Origin of the sequence: Campylobacter sp. IFREMER_LSEM_CL292 (genome assembly GCF_025771615.1) — a bacterium.
Taxonomy (GTDB): Bacteria; Campylobacterota; Campylobacteria; order Campylobacterales; family Campylobacteraceae; genus Campylobacter_D; species Campylobacter_D lari_D.
Genome location: NZ_JAKMQP010000005.1, coordinates 77,370 through 99,833, shown reverse-complemented (window position 1 = coordinate 99,833; position 22,464 = coordinate 77,370). Strand labels below are relative to the sequence as shown.

Here is a 22,464-nt window from a genome sequence, read left to right as displayed (position 1 = left end):
ATGTCTTTAAGCAATGAAGAATTAAAAAGCATATTAGAGCATAAAATTGCTCTATTAGAAAACTCGCACAAAGAAGAGAAAAATATCTCATTAGAAGCCGTAAATTCCATCATTAAAATTTTAGGTTTGCCAAATGATTTTAGCCCTTTAGCACATAGATATTTTCAACTTCACACCCCACCTAGTCTAATATGGCTTCATTTAAGTGAATGCACAGGGTGTAGTGAGAGTTTGCTTAGAACTTCATTGCCTGACTTTTTAGATCTAATTTTTGATTTTATTTCTTTAGAATATCATGAAACCTTTATGAGTGCAAGCGGACACCAGGCAGAATCGCATTTAGAGGAAGTTTTAGAAAAAAAAGATTTTCTTTTGGCCGTTGAAGGCGGGGTTTGCGCTATAGATCCTTTTTATCTAACTATAGGAGCACATGGTGAAAATGGATATGAAATTTTACAAAAATGTGCCAAAAATGCTAAAACAATCTTTGCTATGGGAACTTGCTCAAGCTATGGAGGAATTCAAGCTGCACATCCAAACCCTACCAAAAGCATAGGAATTTCTAAAGTCTTGGAAAAAAAAGTAATCAATATACCAGGTTGTCCTCCAAGTGATGTAAATATCATCGCAGCGCTTTGTTTTTATATATTATTTGAACAAGACATGGCTTTAGATGAGCAAAATAGACCTTTAGCCTTTTATGGTAAATGTTTGCATGATTTATGTGAAAGAAAAGCTAAATTTGAAGCAGGTAATTTTGCTCAAAGTTTTAACGATGAAAATATAAAACAAGGTTATTGTCTTTTTAAAGTAGGTTGTAAAGGACCTTATGCTTATAATAATTGCCCTAAGGTTAAATTTAACTCCAAAACCTCTTGGCCAGTAGCTGCAGGACATGGCTGTATTGCTTGTAGTGAAGAGAATTTTTGGGATGATTTTGGTTTTTATGAAAAACCTATGAGCAATGAATTTGCTTATAATAATTTTTCTATTATATTGGATAATAAAATAGTCCATAATAGCTCTAACAATGAGCTTAATTCAGATAATATTTTGTTAGATTTAGAAAACGATATTAGTGGAATTTTTTATCAAAATGACACAAAGATTAATTTTTTAGACTTTAGTTTTGAAACTAATCCTAAAGTTTTTTTAAATAATTTTGCAAAAACTAAAATGGCTATGACTTTAATACAAAACTATCAAAAGCAATGTAAAACATATTATAATTTTATACAAGAAAATTATGATGATGAAAGCAAAATTAGCAATAATATCTTAGATTTATTTTATTTTATATATCCTTTTATTAGCGGAAAAAAATTAAGCCATTTAGATGAGTTTTTAGATCTTGCTTTAGCTTATAAGTTCAAACATCCTAGCAAATTTGATTTTAAAACTACCATTAATGAACAAGCAAAGCTTGATGTTTCTAAGTCAATGCGTATGCCTTTGATTTATATTTTAGGTGGTTTAGATAAAGAAGCTATTGCTTTTGGATTGATTTTTTCTTTAAAAGAAAATTTAAAACAGGCTTTAAAAGCATGTAAAAATATACATAACAAAAAACAAATTTTAATACACTCAAATAATGAAAAAATACTAAAATTATTTTGGGATTTAACGAGTGTTTAAAGACTTAATGATAAAATATTTGTCTCCCTAGTATTTGAAATTTGCAAAGCTTAAAAACTTTGCAAATTTATTTAAGATTTAGTTATTTTGACGATATAACTTTATCTTGATTTGAAAGGAACATTATGCAAATTTCTAGCTATAACTCTCAAAATTTTTCTATGGATATAAAAACAAAAAACGGCAATCATCTTTCTTTTTCTATGTACGATAAAAAAGAAGCAAAATTAGATAAAGATGGAAATTCAGCATCTTTGAGTTTAAGAAATCAATTTGGTTTTTCGTTTTCATATAGTGGCACAAAACTTTCACAAGAAGAAATTGAAGAAATTAAAGAAGCAGTAGCCAAAGTACAGCCTCAAATTGATGAATTTATGAAAAACTCAAGAGTAGGAACCTTAAAGCCAAAAGAGCTTATCACCACTGCGATGAAAATTGGCGATGCTCTGCCTATACCAAAAAATGAAGAGCATAAAAAAGCAACCTTGCATGAGTTATTTAATATTATGGATAAAAGTTTAAATAAAGAAATGACAAAAACTGATCTTGAAGATATTAAAAAACAGATTTTCCAAGATAGTGCTAAATTATTAGAAGAAATTTGGAAGCAATATAACAATCAAGAAAAGAAAAAAGAAGAAGAAAATAATAAAGAATTTGGATTTTACGCTTAAGAAGGAAAATAAATGCAAGTAAAAGATATTTTAAAAAGCATGCTAGAACTCCAGCAAAAATTAAATGATGATACTAATGGTATAGGATGGGAAAATGGCTATACCAAAGAAGGTAAATTAATTAGCTTTAGAAGATGCATTTATATGGAATGTGCTGAACTTATTGATTCTTTTGCTTGGAAGCATTGGAAAAGTATACACACTCCTGCAAACTGGGATAATGTATGTATTGAAATAGTAGATATATGGCATTTTATCTTGAGTTTAATTTTAGAAGAATACAAAGAAAAACAAATTAATGATAAAAATTTTATAGCAGAAGAAGTTTCTTCTGTAAGTTTTTTTGATGATTTTTGCAAAGAAACTTCTAATCCAAACGAAGCGGATATTTATGGAATTTTAAATGATATTGAGCTTATTATCCATAAATGCAGTGGATTTGATTATGATTTAGGTGAGCTTTTAAGTGTCTATTTTATTCTAGCTAGAAAATGTGGCTTAAATTTTTTTAAACTTTACAAAACATATATTGGAAAAAATATTTTAAATCAATTCAGACAAAAAAATGGCTATAAAGAAGGCACATATAAAAAAACATGGAATGGTGTAGAAGATAATGAAGTTTTAAATCAAATTTTAAAAGAAACCTTAGATTATAAAGAAATTTACAAAAAACTTCAAAATTATTACGATGAATTAAAATGAATATTTTATATCTAAGCTTACAAAATTTTTTTAGTAAACCTTTTTTAAAATTTTCTTTTTTGCCTTTTTTTGTTAGTTTAATTATTTTAGCCTTGCTTGTATTCTACACCTATGATATCTTTTTTTCTTATATTGAAGATGTCATTAGCGGAACTTTCATGGCTTGGTTTTTTAGCTTTTCCATAGTACAATTTTCACTTACATTTTTGAGTGCCATAGGTGGATTTTTCATAGTAGTTTTTGCCTCAGTATTTTTATCCATGCTAATTATTTCTTTTTTAACGCCTTATATAGTAAAAAAAATAAATCAAAAATACTACAACTATTTCATACAAAAAGAAGTAAATTCTTTAGAAGTTTTACTCAAAACATTTAAATTTATATTGACTTTTTGCGTATTATTTATAATCGCTACTTTTTTACTAATCATACCTTTTATAAGTATTGTGATTTATTATGGAGTTTTTTATTATTTATTTCATAAACTTTTACTCTTAGATGTATTAAGCAATGTCTTGGATAAAAATTCTTTTAATAATTTTTATAAGAACTCTTCACCTTTGAACTTTAAAATAAGCACTTTAATATTTTTTATTTTATCAAGCATTCCTTTGCTTGGACTATTTTTACAAGTATTTTATGTAATTTTTTTAACTCATTTAAGTTACCAAAAGATCTTAAATTTAGAAGCTAAAAATAATGGATGAGAGAATTAAAAAATTCATTCATTCTCAAAAACTCTTAACCTTGAGCGTGCAAGATAATGATGAAATATATTGCGCAAGTTGCTATTATGCTTTTGATGATGAAAATCTTGCATTGATTTTTGCTAGCGAAGAACATACTAGACACATTCAGCTTTCTTACAAAAATCCAAAAGTAGGAGTTAATATAGCACTAGATACAAATATTATCAATCTTATTAAAGGAGTACAAATTAAAGCTATTTTTAGAAAAGCTACCGCAGAACAAGAAAAAATATATTATGAAAAATTTCCCTTTGCAAAACTTGCAAAAGCTTGTATTTTTGCTCTAAATATACAATGGGCAAAATATACCGATAATAAAATTCTACTTTCTAAAAAATTAGAATTTTTTATTTAAAAATATCCTAAAAATATAATATTTTTTAATAAAAATTAATTTTTTTATAATTTTTTAAATATTTTTTTAATAAAATCATACAAACTATCATAATCATGAAGTCAAATATTGACTTTGTCAAGGAGAAAAAATGCTCTCTTCTATTAAGAAATACCTACTAGGTAATTTTTCCAACAAAATAGCTTTCTTAGTTTGTATTTTTGTTGTAGTTTTGCTATGTGTTTTAGGTTTTTTTAATTATGTTAAATCTAAATCCAATAGCCATACACTGTTAGTTCAGTTTCAACAAAAGGTTGCTTTTGATGTGAGTAAAAGATTTGATTTATACGCAAGCGATAGACGCAATGTGATCAATTCTTTAACAAAATACATCAAAGAAAATAAAAATAATCTAAATTCAACACAATATACTAGTTTATTAAATTCTATAGGAAATTCTTTGGGTTTTGATTTAACCTATGTGGGTTTTGAAGATGGAACTATATTTAGATCAAATGGCAATAATCAAACTCCAGAAAGTGGTTATGATCCTAGATCTAGAGGATGGTATAAAGAAGCCAAGGAAAAAAGAGAATTAATTATCACAGATCCTTACATATCATCTAGTATGCAAAAACCAACCATTTCTTATGCTAGTCCTATTATAGACAATGGAAAAGTTATAGGTGTAGTTGCTGCTGATTATGATTTGAAAAAATTCTCAGAAGAAGTTTTGGCTATAGGTAAAACACCTTATTCACATGCTGCTGTTTTAGCTGATGATGGAACTTATCTTTTTCATACCGATTCTTCCAAAATCTTAACCTCAACTAATATTAGTAAAGATATTATTTCAAATTATTTTAAAACAACTGAAGGTGCAAACAAAAGTCTTTCTAGGGATATTTTCAAAATTCAAACTAAAGAAGAAGGGATCAAAGCTTTAATTTGTAATGGTAGTATCAATCCAAAATATACTATTTGCTCTATAGCTGATTATGATTTTTACAGCGATACAGCTAAACAAACATTGATGGAACAAATTATTATTTCCTTAATTGCTATTTTTATTACTTTGATTTTTATTAGAATAATCATTTCTTATAATCTTAAGCCAATTGCTATTATATCTTCAGGCTTGCATAATTTCTTTAACTATTTAAATCATAAAGACATTCATTCACACCCTATTAAACTAAAAACTCAAGATGAATTTGGGAAAATGGCTGATGAGATTAATGAAAATATTAATATTATCAAAGAGGCTTTAAGTAAAGATGCAAAAGCTATTGAAGAATCTGTAAATGTTGCTAGAAAAATAGAAACAGGTGAGCTTAATTTACACATTAGCTCTCATGCTAACAATCCGCAAATTCAAGAACTCATAGATGTTTTAAATAAAATGCTTGATACTTTACAACAAAAAATTGGTAATAATTTAAACGAAATTCAAGCGGTATTTGATAGTTATAAACAATTAGATTTTACTGCAGCTATTAATACCCCAAAAGGCGATGTTGAAAAAGCAATCAATGCCCTTGGGAATGAAATCAAAAACATGCTTTCACAATCACTAAACCAAGGTGAGTTATTAAATCAAAAAGCTGAAGCACTCAAACAAAGTATGCATGAACTTACAAATGATGCCACACATCAAACCTCATCACTACAAGAAAGTGCAAGAGCTTTAGAGCAAATGAATTCAACTATGAGTGAAATTTCTATCAAAGCACAAGATGTAGTTAAACAAAGTAACGATATTAAAAGTGTTACCACTATGATTTCAGATATTGCTGATCAAATTAACCTACTTGCATTAAATGCAGCTATTGAAGCAGCTCGTGCAGGAGAACATGGTCGTGGCTTTGCTGTTGTTGCTGATGAAGTTAGAAACTTAGCAGAAAGAACTCAAAAGTCTTTAGGTGAGATTGAAGCTAATACTAATATCTTAGCCCAGTCTATAAATGATATGGGTGAAGCTATAAAGGAAGAAGCTAATGATATTAGCCAAATTAATGAGTCAGTGGCTACTATAGAAAAACTTACACAACAAAATTCTCAAACAGCAATACATACAAATGCTATTGCAAATGAAGTAGATTCTTTAGCACAAGATATATTAAGTGAAACAAAAAAAAGAAAATTTTAAAAGATGCCTTTTTGGCATCTAGATTTAAGAAAAAGAAGGTTTAATTTGTTCTAACCAAGCATCAATTCTACTTTCGGTTAAATCCTCATGGTTATCATTATCTAATGCAAGCCCTACAAATTTATCTCCTTCTACCGCATCACTTGATTCAAAAGTATAACCACCTGTAGAAACTGAACCTACTAAATTTGCACCTGCTGCTTTTAAAGCCTGAGCAAGTTTTCCCATAGCACTACAATATGTATCTGAGTAGCTTTCACTATCTCCCATACCAAAAACTGCAACGGTTTTTCCACTAAGATTTAAAGCTGAAAAATCAAAACTATCCCAATCATCTTGAAAATCTCCACTTCCCCAAGTAGAAGTTCCGCAGATTAATTTATCATAAGAATTGATTTTTTCTGCATTAATATCTGCAATATTTAACACTTCTGAAATTCCTAATTTTTGAGCGATCATATTTGCCGCACCTTCGGTATTTCCCATAGAGCTACCATAAATTACTGCTACTGACATTTAACATCTCCTTAAAATTTGATTATTAATAGTATAGGGAACTAATTTTAGCAAAGTTTTGTTATTTTCACATAAATTATGTCTTATTTCTTTATGTTGAGTAAAATTTTTATTTCTTGGATACACAATATAAAATATTTCAAAAACATTTTTTTTGATAATTTGCAAAGCTAAATTTATATCCTTTTTATTATCTTCAAAAAAAGAAGGCATAATAGCCATTTTATCATTGATAATAATGATATTTTCTTGAATATCTACCCTAGCCTTTACATTGCTTTTACAAATTTTATCATACACAAAAGACTCAAAAGCCACCTGTGGATCTAAGATAAAATTTGATGACATAAAAACATTTTGTATTAATCTAGCTAAAGCATATTTTGGCATCTTTGCTTCAAGCTGTAATTTATTTAAATTTCCTTCTTTATATGCTTTGATGATTTTATGAGAATATGGACAAAATTGTTTTATTTTACTAAATTTCAAAACCCTTTCTGTGATCATATTTTGGATTTTTAACTCAAAAATATTTCTTAAACTAGTAGCTTTTTTTGCATAAATATAAGGTATTTTTAGATCATTTTCCACCAAAGAATTATACAAATTCAAAAAAATAAAATTAATATTTTCTTGTTCTAAATCTCTAAATATTTTAGGTACCAAATCCTCTTTGTTATTAAAACCAAACATGTTATGCCTTCTTTGTACATTCATAAGTTTGATCAAGACCAAAAACCTTACAATATTCACAATATACACAACTCACACTGCGTTTAGCACAAACCAAAGGTATATTGCGTTTTTTTGCCTCCGTTTTAATTTTTTTCATAGTGTTGTGATTTAAAAAACTAGTAAGCATGACTATGCATTCAGTATTTTGTGGAATGGGTTTTCTATTTACCCTATTTTCATTTCTAGCATCCCAATGCTCTATACTTTTTGCGCCTAAATTTGTCAAAACTGCCTTAATTGGAGTAATTTCATCTGCACCTATAACCAAAACTGACATTGAGCTTTCCTTTTATAAAAATGATAATTGTTATTATAATTTATAAAAGATAAATTTTAACTGATACTCAATATCAATTTTTAAAATTATGTATTATAGGTTTGATCAAAAATATCTGCGTGTAAAATCTCTTCTAAAACCACTGTAGCATATGAACCTTTTTGCAAGAAAAATTCTAAAGTAAAATGAGCTTTTTCTTCATCATAATAACTTTTACAATCTTGCAAATAAGACCACATAAAGCGTCTTGAACCTTGCATTTTATCTTTAAACTCATATGCAAAAGAAAAAATCTCATCTTCTAATTTTTTAGCTAGACCTTCATTTGTTTCATAAGCTTTAGAGCCTATTAAAAGCCCCATAGAACTAATATCTTTTTGATTAAATCTTTCTACTTCACTTGACAAATCTTCACATACAAAGCATTTACCAAAAGGATAATGCCCTAAAACTTCACCTTTTAAAATCTTAAAAAACTGCTTTTGATTTTTTAAACTTTTGATTTCATCTTTATCTAAATCATAAATTTGTTTTATTTCTTTTTCACTAAAATCATTGATAAAATGTGATAATTCCACCCTTTTACTCAAATATCTGTTAAAAAGTTCGCTTTGAAAGGCAGAAATTAAAAATTCTTGTATTTTTTTATTTTTGATTTTTTTACCTTTTAAAATTTCTAGTCCTTGTAAAAAATTATCTTGAAATTTACCAAAACGCTGATATCCAAAATAATTAGCAAAACCTTGTTCTTGGATATTTTTGAAAGCTTGTTCTATTTTTAAAGCATCTACTTTTGAAACTTTTTTTAATCTTATAAAAAATGAATTTCCTTTTAAATGCCCTATTCTAAGTTTATTATCATGATAAAAACTTTCTAAAATTTTCATCTTATCATGTTTAAAATTTTTTAAGCCCTCTTCAAATTTTTTAGGCATAGAAATATATTGAAAAGTTAAGCCTTGTTTATCTTTTAAACCACTATAACCAAAATCTCTCATTTTAACACCGCTTTGCTCACTTAAAATTCTCAAAGCTTCACTGGTGCTTAGATCTTTTTTTTGTATATGTAAAATAAGATGTTCACCTTTACCACTAAATTCATACAAAGGCTTTTCTCTTACTACAAAATCATTACTATTTTTTGAAAAATACACATTTATCGAGCTGTGTTTTAAAGTATATAAGGGCTTAAAAATGATGTTCTCTTCCATAAAATTTATACCTTCCTGTTGTTGTTTTTGCAAAAATATTTAGTTTAATTCTATGTTTTTTAGCCATATTTTGTATAAATACTTTATGTTTTTTATCAAAAGCAAATAAAATTTCATACTCTTCTGCACTATTTAAGCTAAATTTATCTAATTTTTTAAGAAATTTTATACCAAGTTGATTTATAAAGAGCATTCTCGATAGATCCTTATTTAAACCATCTGAAATATCCATACTTACTCTGACTTTTTTTGCTATATCATAAAAAAATTTCTGCCTTAAATTTGGTTTTATAAAACGATGTTTAGAATGTAATTTTCCACCGCGAAATAGTATATTTAAACCTTTTAAACTCTCACCTAATTTCCCACTAAAAGCAAGCAAATCTCCCTTTTTTAAACCTTTTCTAAAAATAGCCCTTTTATTCACTTTAGAAATAATAGTTATACTAATATTAATTTTCCTATCTGCTATAGTATCTCCGCCTATAATTTGCACCCCAAATTCTTTTGCGCTATCTAGCAAGCCTTTTTGCAAAGATTTAACTTGTTTCATTTCTAAACATTTTGGTAAAGAAAGCCCTAAAAGAGCGTATTTTGGTGTAGCATTCATAGCAATTGCATCAGAAATATTAACGAGCATAGCTTTTGCGCCAATTTGCTCTAAACTCATCCAAGATCGTTTAAAATGCACATCCTCACAAAATAAATCTTTAGAATAACAATATCCATCGATGATTGCTCCATCATCTCCGTTGATAGAATTTGCAAAAGCATTTATAATAAATTTTTCTTTATCCATGTGAATATTTTATACAAAAAGCTTTTAATTTTATATAATAATCAAATTTTTATAAGTTTAAAATGTATATAATCAAAAATAATGCCAAGGATAAAAAATGCAAATAACTTTAAGAATTTTTCGTTTTGATAAAGATAGTGATTATTTAGCTTATTATAAACCATATGTTTATGATAGTAAAAATTTTAAAAGTGTTTATGATATTTTAAGTCAGATTAAAAAAGATGATATATATTTTGATTTTGAAGAAAACCCAGAAAGTTGTATTAAAGTTAATCAAGTTACCATTAGACAAAGAAGAGATTTAAGTAATATTATTGAAAGATTTGGAAAAGAACTCATCATAGAACCACTCGATACTAAAAGAGCTATTAAAGACTTAATCATGGATAAGAGTGATTTTTTAGAAAAACTTGAGCTTTTTAAAGGACTTATTGACATACATGATATAGAGCTTTACAAGCAATATGACTTTTTATATTATACAAGCGAAGTAAGAGAATTTCTACCTGAATATCTAGGAGATAGTTTCTTTATATTTGCCTATAAAATGCTACTTAAATATCCAGAAAAAACTCCACAATTTTTAAAATTGATAGCAGATGAAGAAAAAGGAATTTATTATCATACTAAATTCAAAAATTTTATTTCATCTAATGAGCTTGACTATGAATCTTACATCAAAGAATTAAAAGTTATGCTTGTGAAATCAGGTCTTGCAAGAAGTATTTTTTAAGGAATTAAAATGTATAAAATTTATACCAATAGCAATAATGATTTATTTTGTTATTTTGATATTATCAAAAATGTCTTAGATACAGTCGGTGTTGAAAGCACATTATGTGAAAAACCTTTGGGTAAAAATTATTTTATTATTGACTATGATCCTAAAGATATTTTAGATGAATATTCTAGAATGATGGATGAGAATAATATCTTAGCTTGCGAATATAGCTCTTATGAAATTATGAGTAAAATCGATAAGATTAAATACGCTCCAGAGTTTTTTTTAAAATACTTAAAAACAGAACACATTAAATATTTTTTTGATAAATTTAACATAGGTGTATATCAAGGATTTTCCCATGCTAATTGCTCTTTAGAACTTGCTAAGATTCTTAAAGCAAATATAATTGATTTTGAAAGAAAATATAAGAGTTGTGGCTATGGGTTCTTAAGTTTAAATGCGCAATTAGCTTATAAAAGTGCAGCAGCAATCATTTTAGATGCTTATGATAGTGGTTGTGATTTTTTAGTTGTAGAAGATTTTTATTCTTTTTATATGTTTGATAAGTGTTCTAAAGAATTACAAGCAATTTCAAATAGAAATTTTGAAGATTTTTATATTTTAAGTTTTGCAGAGCTTGCAAATTTAGCTCTAGGTATAGTACCATACACTTTAAAAAAACACAAATTAAAAGTGAGTTTAGTCAATGAAAATCGCTCTTGAATGCAAGGATTTAATTTTAGAAAAAACTTTAGAAATTGCTTTAAAAGATTTTTTAGTTTTAAAAAAAGATTGTGATTTTTTAGTCTGTGATGAAAAAATCAACACACAAAAGCCACAATTTATCATCAACAAAAAATCAAATTTCTTAACTCACCCTTTTAACATAGAAGAGTTGCTATGTGCTTTAAATGATTTCAATGCAAGCTTGCAAAATATTGCCTATAAAATAGCAATGCGTGAGAAAAAAATTATGAATCAAAAATGTGAAGCCATTTTAGAACAACTACGCCAAGAAAGTCATGAAAAAATCGATGCAATATTTGATCTTTATAAAACAGAGTTAAAAAATCTTATCAAAGAAGAAAATAATAATGCATAAAACACAAGAATATCAAAGCGTAAGAGATTTTTTAAAAAATTACAAAGAGAATAAAAAAACAAGCTCAAAAAAACAAGCTCAAAAAATTTACACCACCATAGAAAGTGGAATTTATAAGGGTAAAAAAATTTTACTTCCTAGCCTAGATACCACAAGAAGCACTAAAAGCATAGTAAAATCATGTGTTTTTAATGTTTTGCGTTTTTCTTTACAAGATAAGGTTTTTATAGAGGCCTTTGGAGGAAGTGCTTTGATGGCATTAGAAGCAAGAAGCAATGGTTGTTTAAAAAGTTATGCCATAGAAAAAGATAAAAAGGCTTATGAAATAGCTTTAAAAAACGCTTCTGGTGTTGATCAAAATACTCTTTGTTTTAATGATGATACTTTTAAAAAAACTCCTCAAATTATTCAAAATTCCAAAGAAGATATTATTTTATATCTTGATCCTCCATTTGATATTAGAGAAGGTTTTTTTGATATTTATGAAAAAACTTTAAAATTGATAGAAAATATACAAAATTCAAATGTAAAAATCATTATCATTGAACACCACAGCACTTTTAAAACTCCAACTAAAATACAAGATTATGAGAAAACTAAAGAAAAAAAATTTGGCTCAACTACTCTAAGTTTTTACTCCTTTATATAAATTTGGAACTTTTTTTGCTTTAATTTTATGAAAATAGCATAGATTAAAGGAAGAATCGATGAGAATATTACTATTTTGCTTGGTATTAAATCTAAGCGTTTTTGCAGCTACTATTAAAGAACTTACTAATGTAGTAGGTGTTAGAGATAACCAACTTATAGGATATGGTTTGGTTGTTGGCTTAAACGGAAGTGGAGATGGTACAAGTAGTGAATTTACTCTACAATCTATTTCAAATATGCTTCAGGGTATGAATGTAAAAGTTAGCCCAGGCGATATAAAATCAAAAAATACAGCAGCAGTAATGGTAACAGCAAAGCTTCCTGCTTTTGCAAGAAGTGGGGATAAGCTTGATGTAAGTGTGGCTTCTTTAGGTGATGCAAAATCTTTACAAGGTGGAACCTTACTTATGACGGCTCTAAAAGGAGTTGATGGAGAGATTTATGCAGTAGCTCAAGGTTCATTAGCTATAGGTGGACTTAGCCCAAGACCGGGTGCAGCAGGAACACACTCAACCTCAGCAAATGTTATTAATGGCGCTGTAGTAGAAAGAGAAATTCCACAAAACTTTAGCCAAAATGAAGATTTGATTTTAAGCTTAAAAGAAGCAGATTTTAAAACAGCTAATAATATAGAAAGAGTTTTAAATACTATTTTTGACACAGATATAGCAAAAGCTTTAGATTCTAGAACTATAAAATTAACAAAACCTGAAGAATTTTCTCATGTTGAATTTATGGCAAGAGTATTAGAACAAGATATAGCTTATACCCCAGAAAGCAAAGTGATTATTGATGAAAGAACAGGAACTATCGTAGCGGGAGTAAATATAGAAGTTGAACCTATATTAATTACTCATAAAGATATTACTATAAAAATTGATCCAAACAATACCGTAGCTTTAGGACAAAATGAAATCGATATGAAAGATGGTGGTATTTTAGACCCTGTATCTAATACTTTAAAAATCACAAACAATAAAACAACAGTAGCAAACATAGCTAGAATGTTAAATAAACTTGGAGCAGCACCAAATGATATCATAGCTATTATGCAAAATCTAAAAAGAGCTGGTGCAATCAGTGCTGAATTAGAGGTGATATGATGAGAGTTGATAATTATTTAGCGAGCAAAAATTACAGCAGTGAGCTTTATGAAAACATTACCAAGCATAATAATAGCTATAAGGCTGCTAAAAACTATGCAGATAGTGCTTTTAAAAATGATTTAACTCATATACAAGCATTAAATGATGAAGATAAAGCTTTAAAAGAACAAACCGATGCTTTTGAAGCTTTCTTAATCAAAAGTGTTTTGGATATTTCTTTAAAACAAGAAAATTCTTTATTTGGAAAAGATGCAAGTGATGAAATTTATTCATCTATGTATAATGATACTATGAGTAAAGCATTAAGTGGTGGTTTAGGTTTTTCAAAATTATTATTTGATTATTTAAAAGAAAGGCGTTAAGTTATTTTTTTAAGTGTCGATATGGTTCTTAGAGTTTTTCAATAGAACTGGAGGCTTAAAATGATAAACCCTATACATCAAAGCTATGTGGCTCAAGTTGCTACTAGCGATATAAATAAAACAGAAAACAAAGAAAATAACAAGGCAAAAGAAACTCAAAAGGTAGAAGAAAATAAGGCATCTTTTATTGCTTCACAAATAAAGAATGGCGAGTATAAAATAGACTTGCAAGCCACTTCAAAAGCAATAGTAGATTCTTTATTATAATTTTTATCCTTTTTTGGGTTAGTGCCTAAGAAAGGATAAAAAATGGTTAAACAACACTTAGACAAAACAAATTCTATTTTAGAAAAACTCATCAATCTTACCTTAGAAGATATAGCTCAAATTCAAGCTGCTAATCACCAACATGTTAGCAAAAGTGTAGAAGAAAAAACTAAACTTGTAAATGATTTTCAAATTGCTAAAAAAAATCTTGATAAGGCTTTAGTAGAACTTAGCAATCAAGGAAACAATAAGGGTTTAGACGAACTTTTAGATGATGAAGATAAAGAAAAACTTGCTCTTTTAAAGCAAAATTTAAACACCTTACATCAAAAAAATAAAGAATATGCTAAATTGGCTCTTATTATTAAAAATTTTTACGACAATCTTTTAAATACAATGTTTGAACAAAATGGAACAAATAATGCTTATGGGGATAATAAGACAATTCCAGATTCATTATTTAAGATCAATGTTTAAAGGCTAAGTCATGGGAATTTTTGATAGTTTATATACAGGGGTTAGTGGTATAAGAGCTGCTGAACTTCAAATCAATACCACAGGTAACAATATCTCTAATGCAAATGCAGTATTTTATACTAGACAAAGAGCGGTGCAAAGTTCAGGTATGTCTCTTGATAGAGGTGGCTTACACCTAGGAACAGGTACGCAAATTGATACTATTAAAAGATTGCATGATGAGCATTCTTATTATGAGCTAAAAAACGCCACTACTCAACAAAACTATACAAATTATTTAGGACAAATTTTACAAGAAGCAAGTCAAAGATTTCCTGATATGCAAGGAACTGGTATTTTACAAGATTATAAAAATTACTATGATGCGTGGAATAACTTTGCTTCCAACCCAAGCGATGGAGCAAGTAAAATAGATCTTGTTAATAGTGCAAACACATTAGCTCAAAACATACAAAAAACATTACAAGATCTTAGCAAAATGCAACAAACCGTTAATGAGCAAATTCAACAAACCGTAGATGAGATTAATAACATTGGTCAAGAAATTGCAAATATTAATAAACAACTTGAAAATGAAGAAGTTTTACCTACCGATAATGCAAATCAACTAAGAGACAAAAGAGATGAACTTGAACTTAGACTTTCAAAGTTAGTTAATGCTGTTGCTTGGAAAGGAACAAGCTCTCAAGATAGTACTTTAGAATCTACCATGACTGATTCTGGAAGATATTATGATTTAAGCATTCAAGGTTTTAGTATAGTAAATGGCTCTAGCTTTCACCCTTTAAAATTAGATAATAACAACCCTAATGGTTTTTATCAAATTTATTATGAAGTAAATGATGAAAACCGCTATGATTTAACAAGCAAAATTTCAGGCGGACAGCTTGGTGCTCAACTTGATCTTAGAGGTAGAAATTATGATGGCAATCATGATACTTACAGCGATGGAAAATTACAAGAGTATAAAGATATGCTCAATACCTTTACAAAAACACTCATAACTCAAACTAATAATGTCTATGCTCAAGCAGCAACCGATAAAGTAAATTCAGATGATTTAAAAGGTTTAAAATCTGATACTTCTTTAATGAGTTATGATAAAAACATCCAAGCAGGAAGCTTTGACATCACAGTTTATGATGAAAAAGGTGAGCCGGTTGCTACTAGAACTATAAAAATAGATGTTAATACCACTATAGAAGATGTTATTAAACAAATCAATGCAGATGTTGATGATAATAAAGATGGTGTTAGCGGTAATGATTTAAATGATTATTTTCAAGCCTTTTATCATTATGATGGAAAAAGTGATAGTGGAAATTTCCAAATCAATGGCTTAAAAAAAGGTTATAAAATAGCTTTTAAGGACAATGGCACAAATTTCCCAGGCGCTTTAAATGTATCTTCATTTTTCAATGGTCAAGATGCAAGTAGCATTAATGTAAATTCAAGCATTAGAAATGATCCAAATAGCTTAAAAGCAAGTTCAAACGGAGTTGATGGAAATAACGATGTAGCTAATGCTATGTTGCAACTTCAAAATCAAAAAGTAAATTTTTATAATAAAGATGGTACAGTAGATACTATGACTTTAGATGGATATTATAGAAAATTTACAGGCCAAATTGCTTCAGATGCTGAAAGCAATGGCTTTGCGCATGCAACTAATATGACGGTATTTAATACAGCTTATGCAGAATACCAATCAAAAAGTGGTGTAAATACCAATGAAGAATTAGCAGCACTCATACAATATCAAGCAAGTTATGGCGCTGCAGCTAAAATCGTAACTACCGTTGATCAAATGCTTGAAACCTTACTTGGTTTAAAATCTTAATGCAAATTAAAGCTCTTTTAGATGAAGCAATTTTAAGCAAAAACACTCAAAAAGAGCTTTTCTCTCATCCTGATCCTTTACAAATTGCAAGTGTTTATAAAGATGAAAATATAGCCTTGCTTTGTGCTTTATTTGCCTATGGAAATGCTAAAAATATTGTAAATTTTTTAAATAAACTTGATTTTTCCTTGCTTGAGAAAAGCGATGAGATTATTAAAAAAGAATGTAAAAATCTAAAATACCGCTTTCAAAACTCTCAAGATATAGCTCAAATTTTCATCACACTCAAGCGCTTAAAAAATGAAGATAGTATAGAAAATATTTTTACCAAAACTTATCAAAAAGAGCAAAACATAACACAAGCAATAAAAGCTTTCATAGAAACAATTTACAAGCTTAATCCTTATAAAAGTTATGGTTATGAATTTTTCTTTTCAAAAGAATTTAACATTCCAAAAGGTCCTTTAAAAAGATACAATATGTATCTTAGGTGGATGGTAAGAAAAGATGAATTAGATTTAGGTTTGTTTAAAAATATAGACAAAAAAGATTTACTCATACCCTTAGATACTCATACTCATAAAGTTTCATTAAAACTTAAGCTTTTAAAGCGTAAGATTTATGATTTTAAAAGTGTTTTAGAACTTACGCAAAGTCTTAAAAAATTCGATCCTACTGATCCTATAAAATATGATTTTGCTCTATATAGAATCGGACAAAACAAGGAAAGCTTATGGAGCTTGAATTAACTTATTATGTGATTTTATTCTTTGTTGCTGCTTTTGCAGGTTGTGTTGATGCGATTGTAGGTGGTGGTGGGCTTATTACCATACCTGCTTTATTTGCTTGTGGTATTCCTCCTCATTTAGCCCTAGCTACTAATAAACTTCAAAGCACCTTTGGATCACTCACTGCGGTTTTAGCTTATAGAAAATCTATGCATATAGAAAAGATAGCCTTGGGAATTTTATTTACTGCTATTGGAGCTGCCATTGGAACTTATGCAGTCTTACTAATAGATCAAAATGCTGTTAAAATCATTGTATTAATTTGCCTTGTTTTAATCTTTTTTTACACTATTTTCAAGCCTGATTTAGGCCATGTACATAATAAAGCTAAAATGAGCACTACAAGCTTTCAAATCATCTTTGGCTTGCTACTTGGTTTTTATGATGGTTTTTTAGGGCCTGGAACTGGATCTTTTTGGATTTTTGCTTGCGTGATATTTCTTGGTTTTAGCATGAAAAATGCAAGCATTAATACTAAAATCTTAAATTTTACTAGCAATGTAGTAGCTTTAGGGGTATTTTTATACTCTTATGAGGTGCTTTGGAAAGTTGGTATTTTAATGGGTATAGGTCAAATTTTAGGTGCTTTTATGGGATCAAAACTAGTCTTAAAAACACAAGGAACTTTTATCAAAAAACTCTTTTTGATTATGGTTGCTTTAACTATAGCTAAGGTTGCTTATGATTATCTTGCTTAAATTTCTTGACTAATTTGCCACATAGGTAAAAACACACCCAAGGCTAAAACTAAAATCAAACTCGCCATAAAAATTGTCATCAAAGGCTCCAAAACACTCAAAAGCTTTTGAGTATAATTTTCTTTTTTATACTCATAAAACAAAGCAAGCTCATAAGTACTTTCATCTAATTTAGAACTTTTTAAAGCTAAATTTAACATTCTTATCACAAAAGGCTCAAAAAGCTTTGTGTTAGAAAAAGCTTGAGCTAAATCAAGTCCTGATTCAAATGAAGTCTTTATAATAAACATTTTGTTTTTAAAGAATTGATTTTCTATACCTTCACAAGCAAGTTCAAAAGCTCTTTTTATATCCACTCCTGCTTTTAATAAATATGAAAAAATTAAGAAAAAACAAAATTTATCTTGATAAAATATTATTTTTCCAAAAATGGGAAAATAAAAAAGAATTTTATGAAAAAATAAAGACTTCCTAAAAGAATAAGTAAGTATTATAAAAAATCCTATATTTAATAAAATAATCATATAAAAATGACTAAAAAAATCAGCTATAATAAAAAGAATTTGAGTGATTTTTGGCAAATCCAATTCAAGTTGTAAAAATAAAGTTTTAAATTCAGGCAAAACTAAAGTTATAAGAATAAAAAAAGCAAAAATAATACACATAAAAACGAAAAGTGGATAAGCTATAGCCTTTTTTAACTGCTTAAAACTATGAAGATTTTTTTCTTTTAAACTAATAATAATATCAAGAGCCTTATGTAAATCTTCTCTGCCATCACAAATTTTTAAAATAGCACATTCTCTAGAATTTAAAATATCTTTAAAGGCTTCATTATAAGAACTTCCATTATTGAGTTTATTATAAATTGTATTAAAAATTTTAATATTTTGTTTTTCATAGCTTGATTTTAAAAATTCTAAAATTGCTTCCTGTAAGCTTAATCCTGCCTTTAAGATCATATTTAAATCCTTAAGAATGAAAATAAGCTCTTCTTCTTTGATTTTATGTTTTATCGGTTTGAAATATTCTTCAACACTAATAATATTTACAAATGACTTTAACGCAAAATTTCTAGCTTCATATAAATTTCTAGCCCTTATTATATATTGTTTTTGCTCTTTATTTAATACATAAAAAATAACAAATTTTTTCAAAAACTAATCTTTCTTAACTCATCTATACTTGTTAAGCCAAGTTTTGCCTTTTCTAAAGCATCCATACCTAAAGTCAAAAAACCTTTTTTTAAAGCGTATGTTAAAATATTTTCATAATTTGCATTATTTTCTATCATATTTTTTAAATTATGATCTAAAAACAAAAATTCAGCTACCATCAAACGCCCTTTATATCCACTATACATACACTCAACACAACCTTTTGCTTTGTAAAATTTTCCTTCAAAAACTTGATTTTGAAAGTAAAATTTTTCCTTGTTAGGTTCTTTACATTCACATAGTTTTCTTACTAATCGTTGAGCTATAATTAAATTAAGAGAATGAGCTATTAAGTATTCTCTTGCACCCATATGCTTCATTCTAAAAATAGCTTCTATAGCGCCATTAGTGTGTAGGGTACTTAAAACTAAATGTCCGCTTAAAGAAGCTTTTAAAACTATATCCAAACTATCCTCATCTCTAATTTCACCTATCATAATCACATCAGGATCGTGTCTTAAAACTGCTCTTAAAGCTTTGTGAAAATCAAATCCGGCTTTAGAATTTAAAAGAATTTGTTGAGCATATTTAAGTTTATATTCTATAGGATCTTCTAGAGTGATGATTTTTTTACTTTGTTCAATTTCATTTAAAATAGCATGCATAAAAGTACTTTTACCACTCCCTGTTGGCCCACAAAACAAAATCAGACCATAAGGTGCATTCGTGTGTTTTTTCAGCTGAATTAAATTTTCTTCTTTGATAAAAAGTTTATCAAGTTTTAAAACATATCCATCTTGTTTTAAAATTCTAAACACTACGCTTTGTCCAAATAATAAAGGCATAATTGAAACTCTAAAATCATATTTTTGTTCTAAAATGATTTTAGAAAAACTCCCATCTTGAGCTTGTCTTTGTTCAGCTACATTAAGCAAAGCAATAATTTTTACATGCATCAATAAGGCTTGGTATGATTTTGCATCAAAACTATGTATATATTTTAACTCTCCATCTATTCTAAATCTTACATATACTTCATTTTCTAAAGGCTCTAAATGGATATCACTTGCTCTTAAAAAACAAGCATAAGTTAAAATTAAATTCAAAAACTGCTCTAATAAAAATTCATCTTTATTTTCATCACTTTTCAAACTAAGCTCTAATCTATTAAGATGATTTTGAAATTTAATTAAAAATTTAACCCTTTCTAGCAAAAATTCAAATTGTGTAAAAACACAAAGAAAAATCTTGATAGTTTTAAAACGATATAAATTTTGTATTTTTTCCAAAACATTCTCTTCCAATGGTTTAAAGGAAGCTATATGGATTTTTTCATCATCTTCATAAAAACAAAAAATATCATGTTGTTCTATTAAAGAAAAAGGCAAAATGTGAAGATATTTTTCAAAATCAAAAGTTTGATTTAAATTTAAAAATTCCATTTTATATTGAGAAGCAATTTCTTTTAAAGAATACTCACTTAAGTTTTTTAATTTTTGATGTGTATCACTCAAAATAAATCTCCAAAAGCTTTTCGTATTCTTTTTTAGCTATTAAAGCATCTTCATATCTTCCGAGTTTTATTTTAGCATTAATAAAAACAAGCCAAGCTTCTTTTTGCAATAAATCAAAATCATTGGCTTCCATAGCCCAAAAAACTGCTTGTTTGTATTCTTTATTTTGATAAAAATATTTTACTAAATTTAAAGCATTTTCATAGTTTGGTTGATTAATGAATTTTTCATAAAATATGTTTTGATCAAAACTATTGTTTTGAATTTCTATAGCATTTAAAAAAGAAAAACATATTAAGATTTTAAAACATATCATCTTCATACTGAAAACCTAGGTCTTTTAAACTTAAAATTTTATTATTAGTTTTTACTAAACTTGGTTTGATAATAAAAACTATTTCGCTAATATCTTCATAATTTTGTTTTCCTTGAAATAAAGCTCCAAAAAGTGGAATTTTAGATAAAATGCTTATTTCATTATGATTATTAATGGTATTTTTACTAATCAATCCGCCTAAAATTAAAGTTTGCCCATCATCAACTTCAACTACAGTAGAAAGCTTTTTTTGTATAGTATCTGGCGCTATATTTCTTGGTTTGCTTTGTCTATGATTATCAAAACTATATTTAAAATCACTCAAGCTTGGATTAATCCTAAGCATAATTTTATGATCATCTGAAATTTCAGGCAATATATTAAGTAAAATTCCTACAAAAATAGAATAATTATTATATATTTCACTAACTATTGTACCATTTTCTGTTCCTTTAGAACTTTCTTTTACTTGATAATTTATTGTATCGCCTATAGAAATAATAGCTTGCTGATTGTTTAAAGCCATAAGTTTTGGGTTAGAAAGTATAGTTGTTTTACCATTTTCTTGTAATAAATTTAAAATAGCTTTAGTTTCAATATTTGCTTTTAAGTTAATATTTCTAACACCATCTTTATTAATTATAAAATCATTATCATCACCATTAAGTTTAAAAGCAAGTTCTTGCCAATTAATTCCACTTGAATGATTTTTGTTTAAATGCACAGCAACAATACTTACATCAATTAAAACTTGTTTTTTAAGTCTTTTATTTAAGTCATCTAAATATTTTCCAACTCTTGCAAGTTCATATGGAGTTGCATTTAAAGTAATAATTCCTGCATTAGTATTGACAATAGGTTTAGTTGTATTTTCATCCAACAAAGCTTGAATTTCTTCTGAAATTTTCTCCCAAAAATCAAATTTATCAGTACTAATAACTAAATTATCTACTTCCTTATAATTATCATAATCTCCTTGTTTTGGTCTAGAATCCACTGAAGCTTTAGTAATACTTTGTCCTTCTCTAATAGAACTTATATAATGCACTTTAAAAGTTTCAACTTGTTTTCCATAAATTTTTAAAGCATTTTTATCGTATTCATAAGCAAGATTGTTTTCCACCAATAAAAGCTTAAAAATCTCTCTTAAAGACATTTTCTTTATATGTAAATAATTTTGAGCATGCATTAATTTTTCTTGAGCAAAAATATCTTTGATAATAATACTAAAATCACACTCTCTTCCGAGTTCATTTAAAATTTCAAGCAAAGAAGTTTTGTTTTCTACTCTTATATTAAAAAAATGCTGATTACACTGCATGGCAAATACATTTGTAAAAAACAAAAAATTAATACATAAAAATACTATTTTTTTCATACAAATTTACAACCATTATTTTTTCTTCCTTTTTTAATACAACTTGAGAATTTCTAATTTCAACTATTTTAAAACCATCAATATAATCGTTTAAAGCATACCACTTATCATTAATCTTAATCTTATTTGAAACAATAGCTTGCAAAGAAAAATTAGATTTTATATTTGTAGTCTTTTTAAAAAAAGGATCTTGAATTGAAATTAAATTATCAACATAACAATTTTGATTTAAAAATGGATAATTAACACCAAAAGCATTAATTACCCATAAAATAAGAAAAAAAATTCGAAACAAAA

At 27.4% G+C, this 22,464-nt stretch carries 26 protein-coding genes and 2 pseudogenes; 18 read left to right on the top strand and 10 right to left on the bottom strand.

Translation table 11 applies throughout. The features are described from left to right. The 7 genes and pseudogenes from L8T82_RS04535 to L8T82_RS08045 form a co-directional block, all read left to right on the top strand. Entirely contained in the window at positions 1-1,635 is a 1,635-nt protein-coding gene (locus tag L8T82_RS04535) for a hydrogenase small subunit (RefSeq protein WP_263725965.1), read from the top strand. Between the two features lie 125 nt (positions 1,636-1,760). Then, positions 1,761-2,309, top strand: a complete 549-nt coding sequence (locus L8T82_RS04530; RefSeq protein WP_133319360.1) for an ATP-binding protein — start codon at positions 1,761-1,763, stop codon at positions 2,307-2,309. Between the two features lie 12 nt (positions 2,310-2,321). Beyond that, entirely contained in the window at positions 2,322-3,014 is a 693-nt protein-coding gene (locus tag L8T82_RS04525; protein ID WP_263725964.1) for a dUTP diphosphatase, read from the top strand. After that, positions 3,011-3,721 carry an EI24 domain-containing protein gene (locus L8T82_RS04520; RefSeq protein ID WP_133319362.1) on the top strand — a complete coding sequence of 237 codons (711 nt, stop codon included), beginning with the start codon at positions 3,011-3,013 and terminating at the stop codon, positions 3,719-3,721. Before L8T82_RS04525 ends, L8T82_RS04520 begins: the two co-directional genes overlap by 4 nt. Further along, the gene (locus L8T82_RS04515) at positions 3,714-4,118 is read left to right on the top strand and encodes a hypothetical protein (protein WP_263725963.1); all 405 of its coding nucleotides are present in this window, start codon (positions 3,714-3,716) and stop codon (positions 4,116-4,118) included. Before L8T82_RS04520 ends, L8T82_RS04515 begins: the two co-directional genes overlap by 8 nt. Before the next feature lie 130 nt (positions 4,119-4,248). Then, a pseudogene (locus tag L8T82_RS08050) lies at positions 4,249-4,920 on the top strand (cache domain-containing protein); the annotation flags it as partial. A gap of 924 nt (positions 4,921-5,844) precedes the next feature. Continuing rightward, positions 5,845-6,246: pseudogene (locus L8T82_RS08045) on the top strand (methyl-accepting chemotaxis protein); the annotation flags it as partial. Between the two features lie 24 nt (positions 6,247-6,270). Here L8T82_RS08045 and fldA read toward each other — a convergent pair. The 5 genes from fldA to L8T82_RS04485 all read right to left on the bottom strand — a co-directional run bounded on the left by fldA (position 6,271) and on the right by L8T82_RS04485 (position 9,784). Further along, on the bottom strand, positions 6,271-6,762 hold the full coding sequence (fldA, locus tag L8T82_RS04505; RefSeq protein ID WP_263666248.1) for a flavodoxin FldA: 492 nt from the start codon (positions 6,760-6,762) through the stop codon (positions 6,271-6,273). Continuing rightward, on the bottom strand, positions 6,763-7,455 hold the full coding sequence (locus tag L8T82_RS04500) for a hypothetical protein (RefSeq protein ID WP_133319366.1): 693 nt from the start codon (positions 7,453-7,455) through the stop codon (positions 6,763-6,765). Position 7,456: 1 nt separating this feature from the next. Continuing rightward, positions 7,457-7,774: a DUF2325 domain-containing protein gene (locus L8T82_RS04495; protein ID WP_039666680.1), complete on the bottom strand. Its 318-nt coding sequence runs from the start codon at positions 7,772-7,774 to the stop codon at positions 7,457-7,459. 86 nt (positions 7,775-7,860) lie between these two features. After that, positions 7,861-8,994: a tRNA pseudouridine(13) synthase TruD gene (truD, locus tag L8T82_RS04490; RefSeq protein WP_263725977.1), complete on the bottom strand. Its 1,134-nt coding sequence runs from the start codon at positions 8,992-8,994 to the stop codon at positions 7,861-7,863. Next, on the bottom strand, positions 8,963-9,784 hold the full coding sequence (locus L8T82_RS04485) for a thiamine-phosphate kinase (protein ID WP_263659831.1): 822 nt from the start codon (positions 9,782-9,784) through the stop codon (positions 8,963-8,965). Before L8T82_RS04485 ends, truD begins: the two co-directional genes overlap by 32 nt. Positions 9,785-9,881: 97 nt before the next feature. Between L8T82_RS04485 and L8T82_RS04480 the strand changes: the two genes are divergently transcribed. Genes L8T82_RS04480 through L8T82_RS04430 form a run of 11 tightly spaced genes read left to right on the top strand, consistent with a single transcriptional unit; the run spans position 9,882 to position 17,802 of the window. After that, positions 9,882-10,520, top strand: coding sequence for a DUF5644 domain-containing protein (locus L8T82_RS04480; protein ID WP_133319369.1), 639 nt, complete (start codon positions 9,882-9,884; stop codon positions 10,518-10,520). A 9-nt stretch (positions 10,521-10,529) separates the two neighbouring features. Continuing rightward, positions 10,530-11,234, top strand: a complete 705-nt coding sequence (locus L8T82_RS04475; RefSeq protein ID WP_220566453.1) for a hypothetical protein — start codon at positions 10,530-10,532, stop codon at positions 11,232-11,234. Beyond that, the gene (locus L8T82_RS04470) at positions 11,218-11,613 is read left to right on the top strand and encodes a hypothetical protein (protein WP_263659833.1); all 396 of its coding nucleotides are present in this window, start codon (positions 11,218-11,220) and stop codon (positions 11,611-11,613) included. Before L8T82_RS04475 ends, L8T82_RS04470 begins: the two co-directional genes overlap by 17 nt. Then, positions 11,606-12,262, top strand: coding sequence for an RsmD family RNA methyltransferase (locus L8T82_RS04465; RefSeq protein WP_263666251.1), 657 nt, complete (start codon positions 11,606-11,608; stop codon positions 12,260-12,262). Before L8T82_RS04470 ends, L8T82_RS04465 begins: the two co-directional genes overlap by 8 nt. 58 nt (positions 12,263-12,320) lie before the next feature. Then, a complete protein-coding gene (locus L8T82_RS04460; RefSeq protein WP_263725961.1) occupies positions 12,321-13,367 on the top strand; it encodes a flagellar basal body P-ring protein FlgI in 1,047 nt (348 codons plus the stop codon). Next, positions 13,367-13,732: a rod-binding protein gene (locus L8T82_RS04455; RefSeq protein ID WP_207921002.1), complete on the top strand. Its 366-nt coding sequence runs from the start codon at positions 13,367-13,369 to the stop codon at positions 13,730-13,732. The genes L8T82_RS04460 and L8T82_RS04455 overlap by 1 nt, the downstream gene beginning before the upstream one ends. 60 nt (positions 13,733-13,792) lie before the next feature. Further along, on the top strand, positions 13,793-13,999 hold the full coding sequence (locus L8T82_RS04450; RefSeq protein WP_133319374.1) for a flagellar biosynthesis anti-sigma factor FlgM: 207 nt from the start codon (positions 13,793-13,795) through the stop codon (positions 13,997-13,999). 42 nt (positions 14,000-14,041) lie between these two features. Then, a complete protein-coding gene (gene flgN / locus L8T82_RS04445; RefSeq protein WP_133319375.1) occupies positions 14,042-14,476 on the top strand; it encodes a flagellar export chaperone FlgN in 435 nt (144 codons plus the stop codon). Between the two features lie 10 nt (positions 14,477-14,486). Continuing rightward, on the top strand, positions 14,487-16,316 hold the full coding sequence (flgK, locus tag L8T82_RS04440) for a flagellar hook-associated protein FlgK (protein WP_263664621.1): 1,830 nt from the start codon (positions 14,487-14,489) through the stop codon (positions 16,314-16,316). After that, a complete protein-coding gene (locus L8T82_RS04435; RefSeq protein ID WP_133319377.1) occupies positions 16,316-17,065 on the top strand; it encodes a TIGR02757 family protein in 750 nt (249 codons plus the stop codon). The genes flgK and L8T82_RS04435 overlap by 1 nt, the downstream gene beginning before the upstream one ends. Next, positions 17,050-17,802 carry a TSUP family transporter gene (locus L8T82_RS04430; protein ID WP_263725960.1) on the top strand — a complete coding sequence of 251 codons (753 nt, stop codon included), beginning with the start codon at positions 17,050-17,052 and terminating at the stop codon, positions 17,800-17,802. Before L8T82_RS04435 ends, L8T82_RS04430 begins: the two co-directional genes overlap by 16 nt. Here the strand turns inward: L8T82_RS04430 and L8T82_RS04425 are convergent. Genes L8T82_RS04425 through L8T82_RS04405 form a run of 5 tightly spaced genes read right to left on the bottom strand, consistent with a single transcriptional unit; the run spans position 17,799 to position 22,462 of the window. Beyond that, entirely contained in the window at positions 17,799-18,959 is a 1,161-nt protein-coding gene (locus tag L8T82_RS04425) for a type II secretion system F family protein (RefSeq protein ID WP_263725959.1), read from the bottom strand. The genes L8T82_RS04430 and L8T82_RS04425 overlap by 4 nt on opposite strands. Then, positions 18,956-20,473 (bottom strand): GspE/PulE family protein, encoded by a 1,518-nt coding sequence (locus L8T82_RS04420; protein ID WP_263725958.1) that lies wholly within the window; start codon positions 20,471-20,473, stop codon positions 18,956-18,958. The genes L8T82_RS04425 and L8T82_RS04420 overlap by 4 nt, the downstream gene beginning before the upstream one ends. Continuing rightward, positions 20,466-20,795, bottom strand: coding sequence for a hypothetical protein (locus L8T82_RS04415; protein ID WP_263725957.1), 330 nt, complete (start codon positions 20,793-20,795; stop codon positions 20,466-20,468). The genes L8T82_RS04420 and L8T82_RS04415 overlap by 8 nt, the downstream gene beginning before the upstream one ends. Next, a complete protein-coding gene (gene mshL, locus L8T82_RS04410; RefSeq protein ID WP_263725956.1) occupies positions 20,776-22,167 on the bottom strand; it encodes a pilus (MSHA type) biogenesis protein MshL in 1,392 nt (463 codons plus the stop codon). Before mshL ends, L8T82_RS04415 begins: the two co-directional genes overlap by 20 nt. After that, positions 22,139-22,462 (bottom strand): hypothetical protein, encoded by a 324-nt coding sequence (locus L8T82_RS04405; protein WP_263725955.1) that lies wholly within the window; start codon positions 22,460-22,462, stop codon positions 22,139-22,141. The genes mshL and L8T82_RS04405 overlap by 29 nt, the downstream gene beginning before the upstream one ends. Between the last annotated feature and the right edge of the window lie 2 nt (positions 22,463-22,464).

Excerpts from the sequence above, each read along its gene's own strand:
- L8T82_RS04535 (WP_263725965.1), top strand. The coding sequence starts at position 1 with ATGTCTTTAAGCAATGAAGAATTAAAAAGCATATTAGAGCATAAAATT.
- L8T82_RS04530 (WP_133319360.1), top strand. The coding sequence starts at position 1,761 with ATGCAAATTTCTAGCTATAACTCTCAAAATTTTTCTATGGATATAAAA.
- L8T82_RS04525 (WP_263725964.1), top strand. The coding sequence starts at position 2,322 with ATGCAAGTAAAAGATATTTTAAAAAGCATGCTAGAACTCCAGCAAAAA.
- L8T82_RS04520 (WP_133319362.1), top strand. The coding sequence starts at position 3,011 with ATGAATATTTTATATCTAAGCTTACAAAATTTTTTTAGTAAACCTTTT.
- L8T82_RS04515 (WP_263725963.1), top strand. The coding sequence starts at position 3,714 with ATGGATGAGAGAATTAAAAAATTCATTCATTCTCAAAAACTCTTAACC.
- fldA (WP_263666248.1), bottom strand. The coding sequence starts at position 6,762 with ATGTCAGTAGCAGTAATTTATGGTAGCTCTATGGGAAATACCGAAGGT.
- L8T82_RS04500 (WP_133319366.1), bottom strand. The coding sequence starts at position 7,455 with ATGTTTGGTTTTAATAACAAAGAGGATTTGGTACCTAAAATATTTAGA.
- L8T82_RS04495 (WP_039666680.1), bottom strand. The coding sequence starts at position 7,774 with ATGTCAGTTTTGGTTATAGGTGCAGATGAAATTACTCCAATTAAGGCA.
- L8T82_RS04485 (WP_263659831.1), bottom strand. The coding sequence starts at position 9,784 with ATGGATAAAGAAAAATTTATTATAAATGCTTTTGCAAATTCTATCAAC.
- L8T82_RS04480 (WP_133319369.1), top strand. The coding sequence starts at position 9,882 with ATGCAAATAACTTTAAGAATTTTTCGTTTTGATAAAGATAGTGATTAT.
- L8T82_RS04475 (WP_220566453.1), top strand. The coding sequence starts at position 10,530 with ATGTATAAAATTTATACCAATAGCAATAATGATTTATTTTGTTATTTT.
- L8T82_RS04470 (WP_263659833.1), top strand. The coding sequence starts at position 11,218 with ATGAAAATCGCTCTTGAATGCAAGGATTTAATTTTAGAAAAAACTTTA.
- L8T82_RS04465 (WP_263666251.1), top strand. The coding sequence starts at position 11,606 with ATGCATAAAACACAAGAATATCAAAGCGTAAGAGATTTTTTAAAAAAT.
- L8T82_RS04460 (WP_263725961.1), top strand. The coding sequence starts at position 12,321 with ATGAGAATATTACTATTTTGCTTGGTATTAAATCTAAGCGTTTTTGCA.
- L8T82_RS04455 (WP_207921002.1), top strand. The coding sequence starts at position 13,367 with ATGAGAGTTGATAATTATTTAGCGAGCAAAAATTACAGCAGTGAGCTT.
- L8T82_RS04450 (WP_133319374.1), top strand. The coding sequence starts at position 13,793 with ATGATAAACCCTATACATCAAAGCTATGTGGCTCAAGTTGCTACTAGC.
- flgN (WP_133319375.1), top strand. The coding sequence starts at position 14,042 with ATGGTTAAACAACACTTAGACAAAACAAATTCTATTTTAGAAAAACTC.
- flgK (WP_263664621.1), top strand. The coding sequence starts at position 14,487 with ATGGGAATTTTTGATAGTTTATATACAGGGGTTAGTGGTATAAGAGCT.
- L8T82_RS04435 (WP_133319377.1), top strand. The coding sequence starts at position 16,316 with ATGCAAATTAAAGCTCTTTTAGATGAAGCAATTTTAAGCAAAAACACT.
- L8T82_RS04430 (WP_263725960.1), top strand. The coding sequence starts at position 17,050 with ATGGAGCTTGAATTAACTTATTATGTGATTTTATTCTTTGTTGCTGCT.
- L8T82_RS04415 (WP_263725957.1), bottom strand. The coding sequence starts at position 20,795 with ATGAAGATGATATGTTTTAAAATCTTAATATGTTTTTCTTTTTTAAAT.
- mshL (WP_263725956.1), bottom strand. The coding sequence starts at position 22,167 with ATGAAAAAAATAGTATTTTTATGTATTAATTTTTTGTTTTTTACAAAT.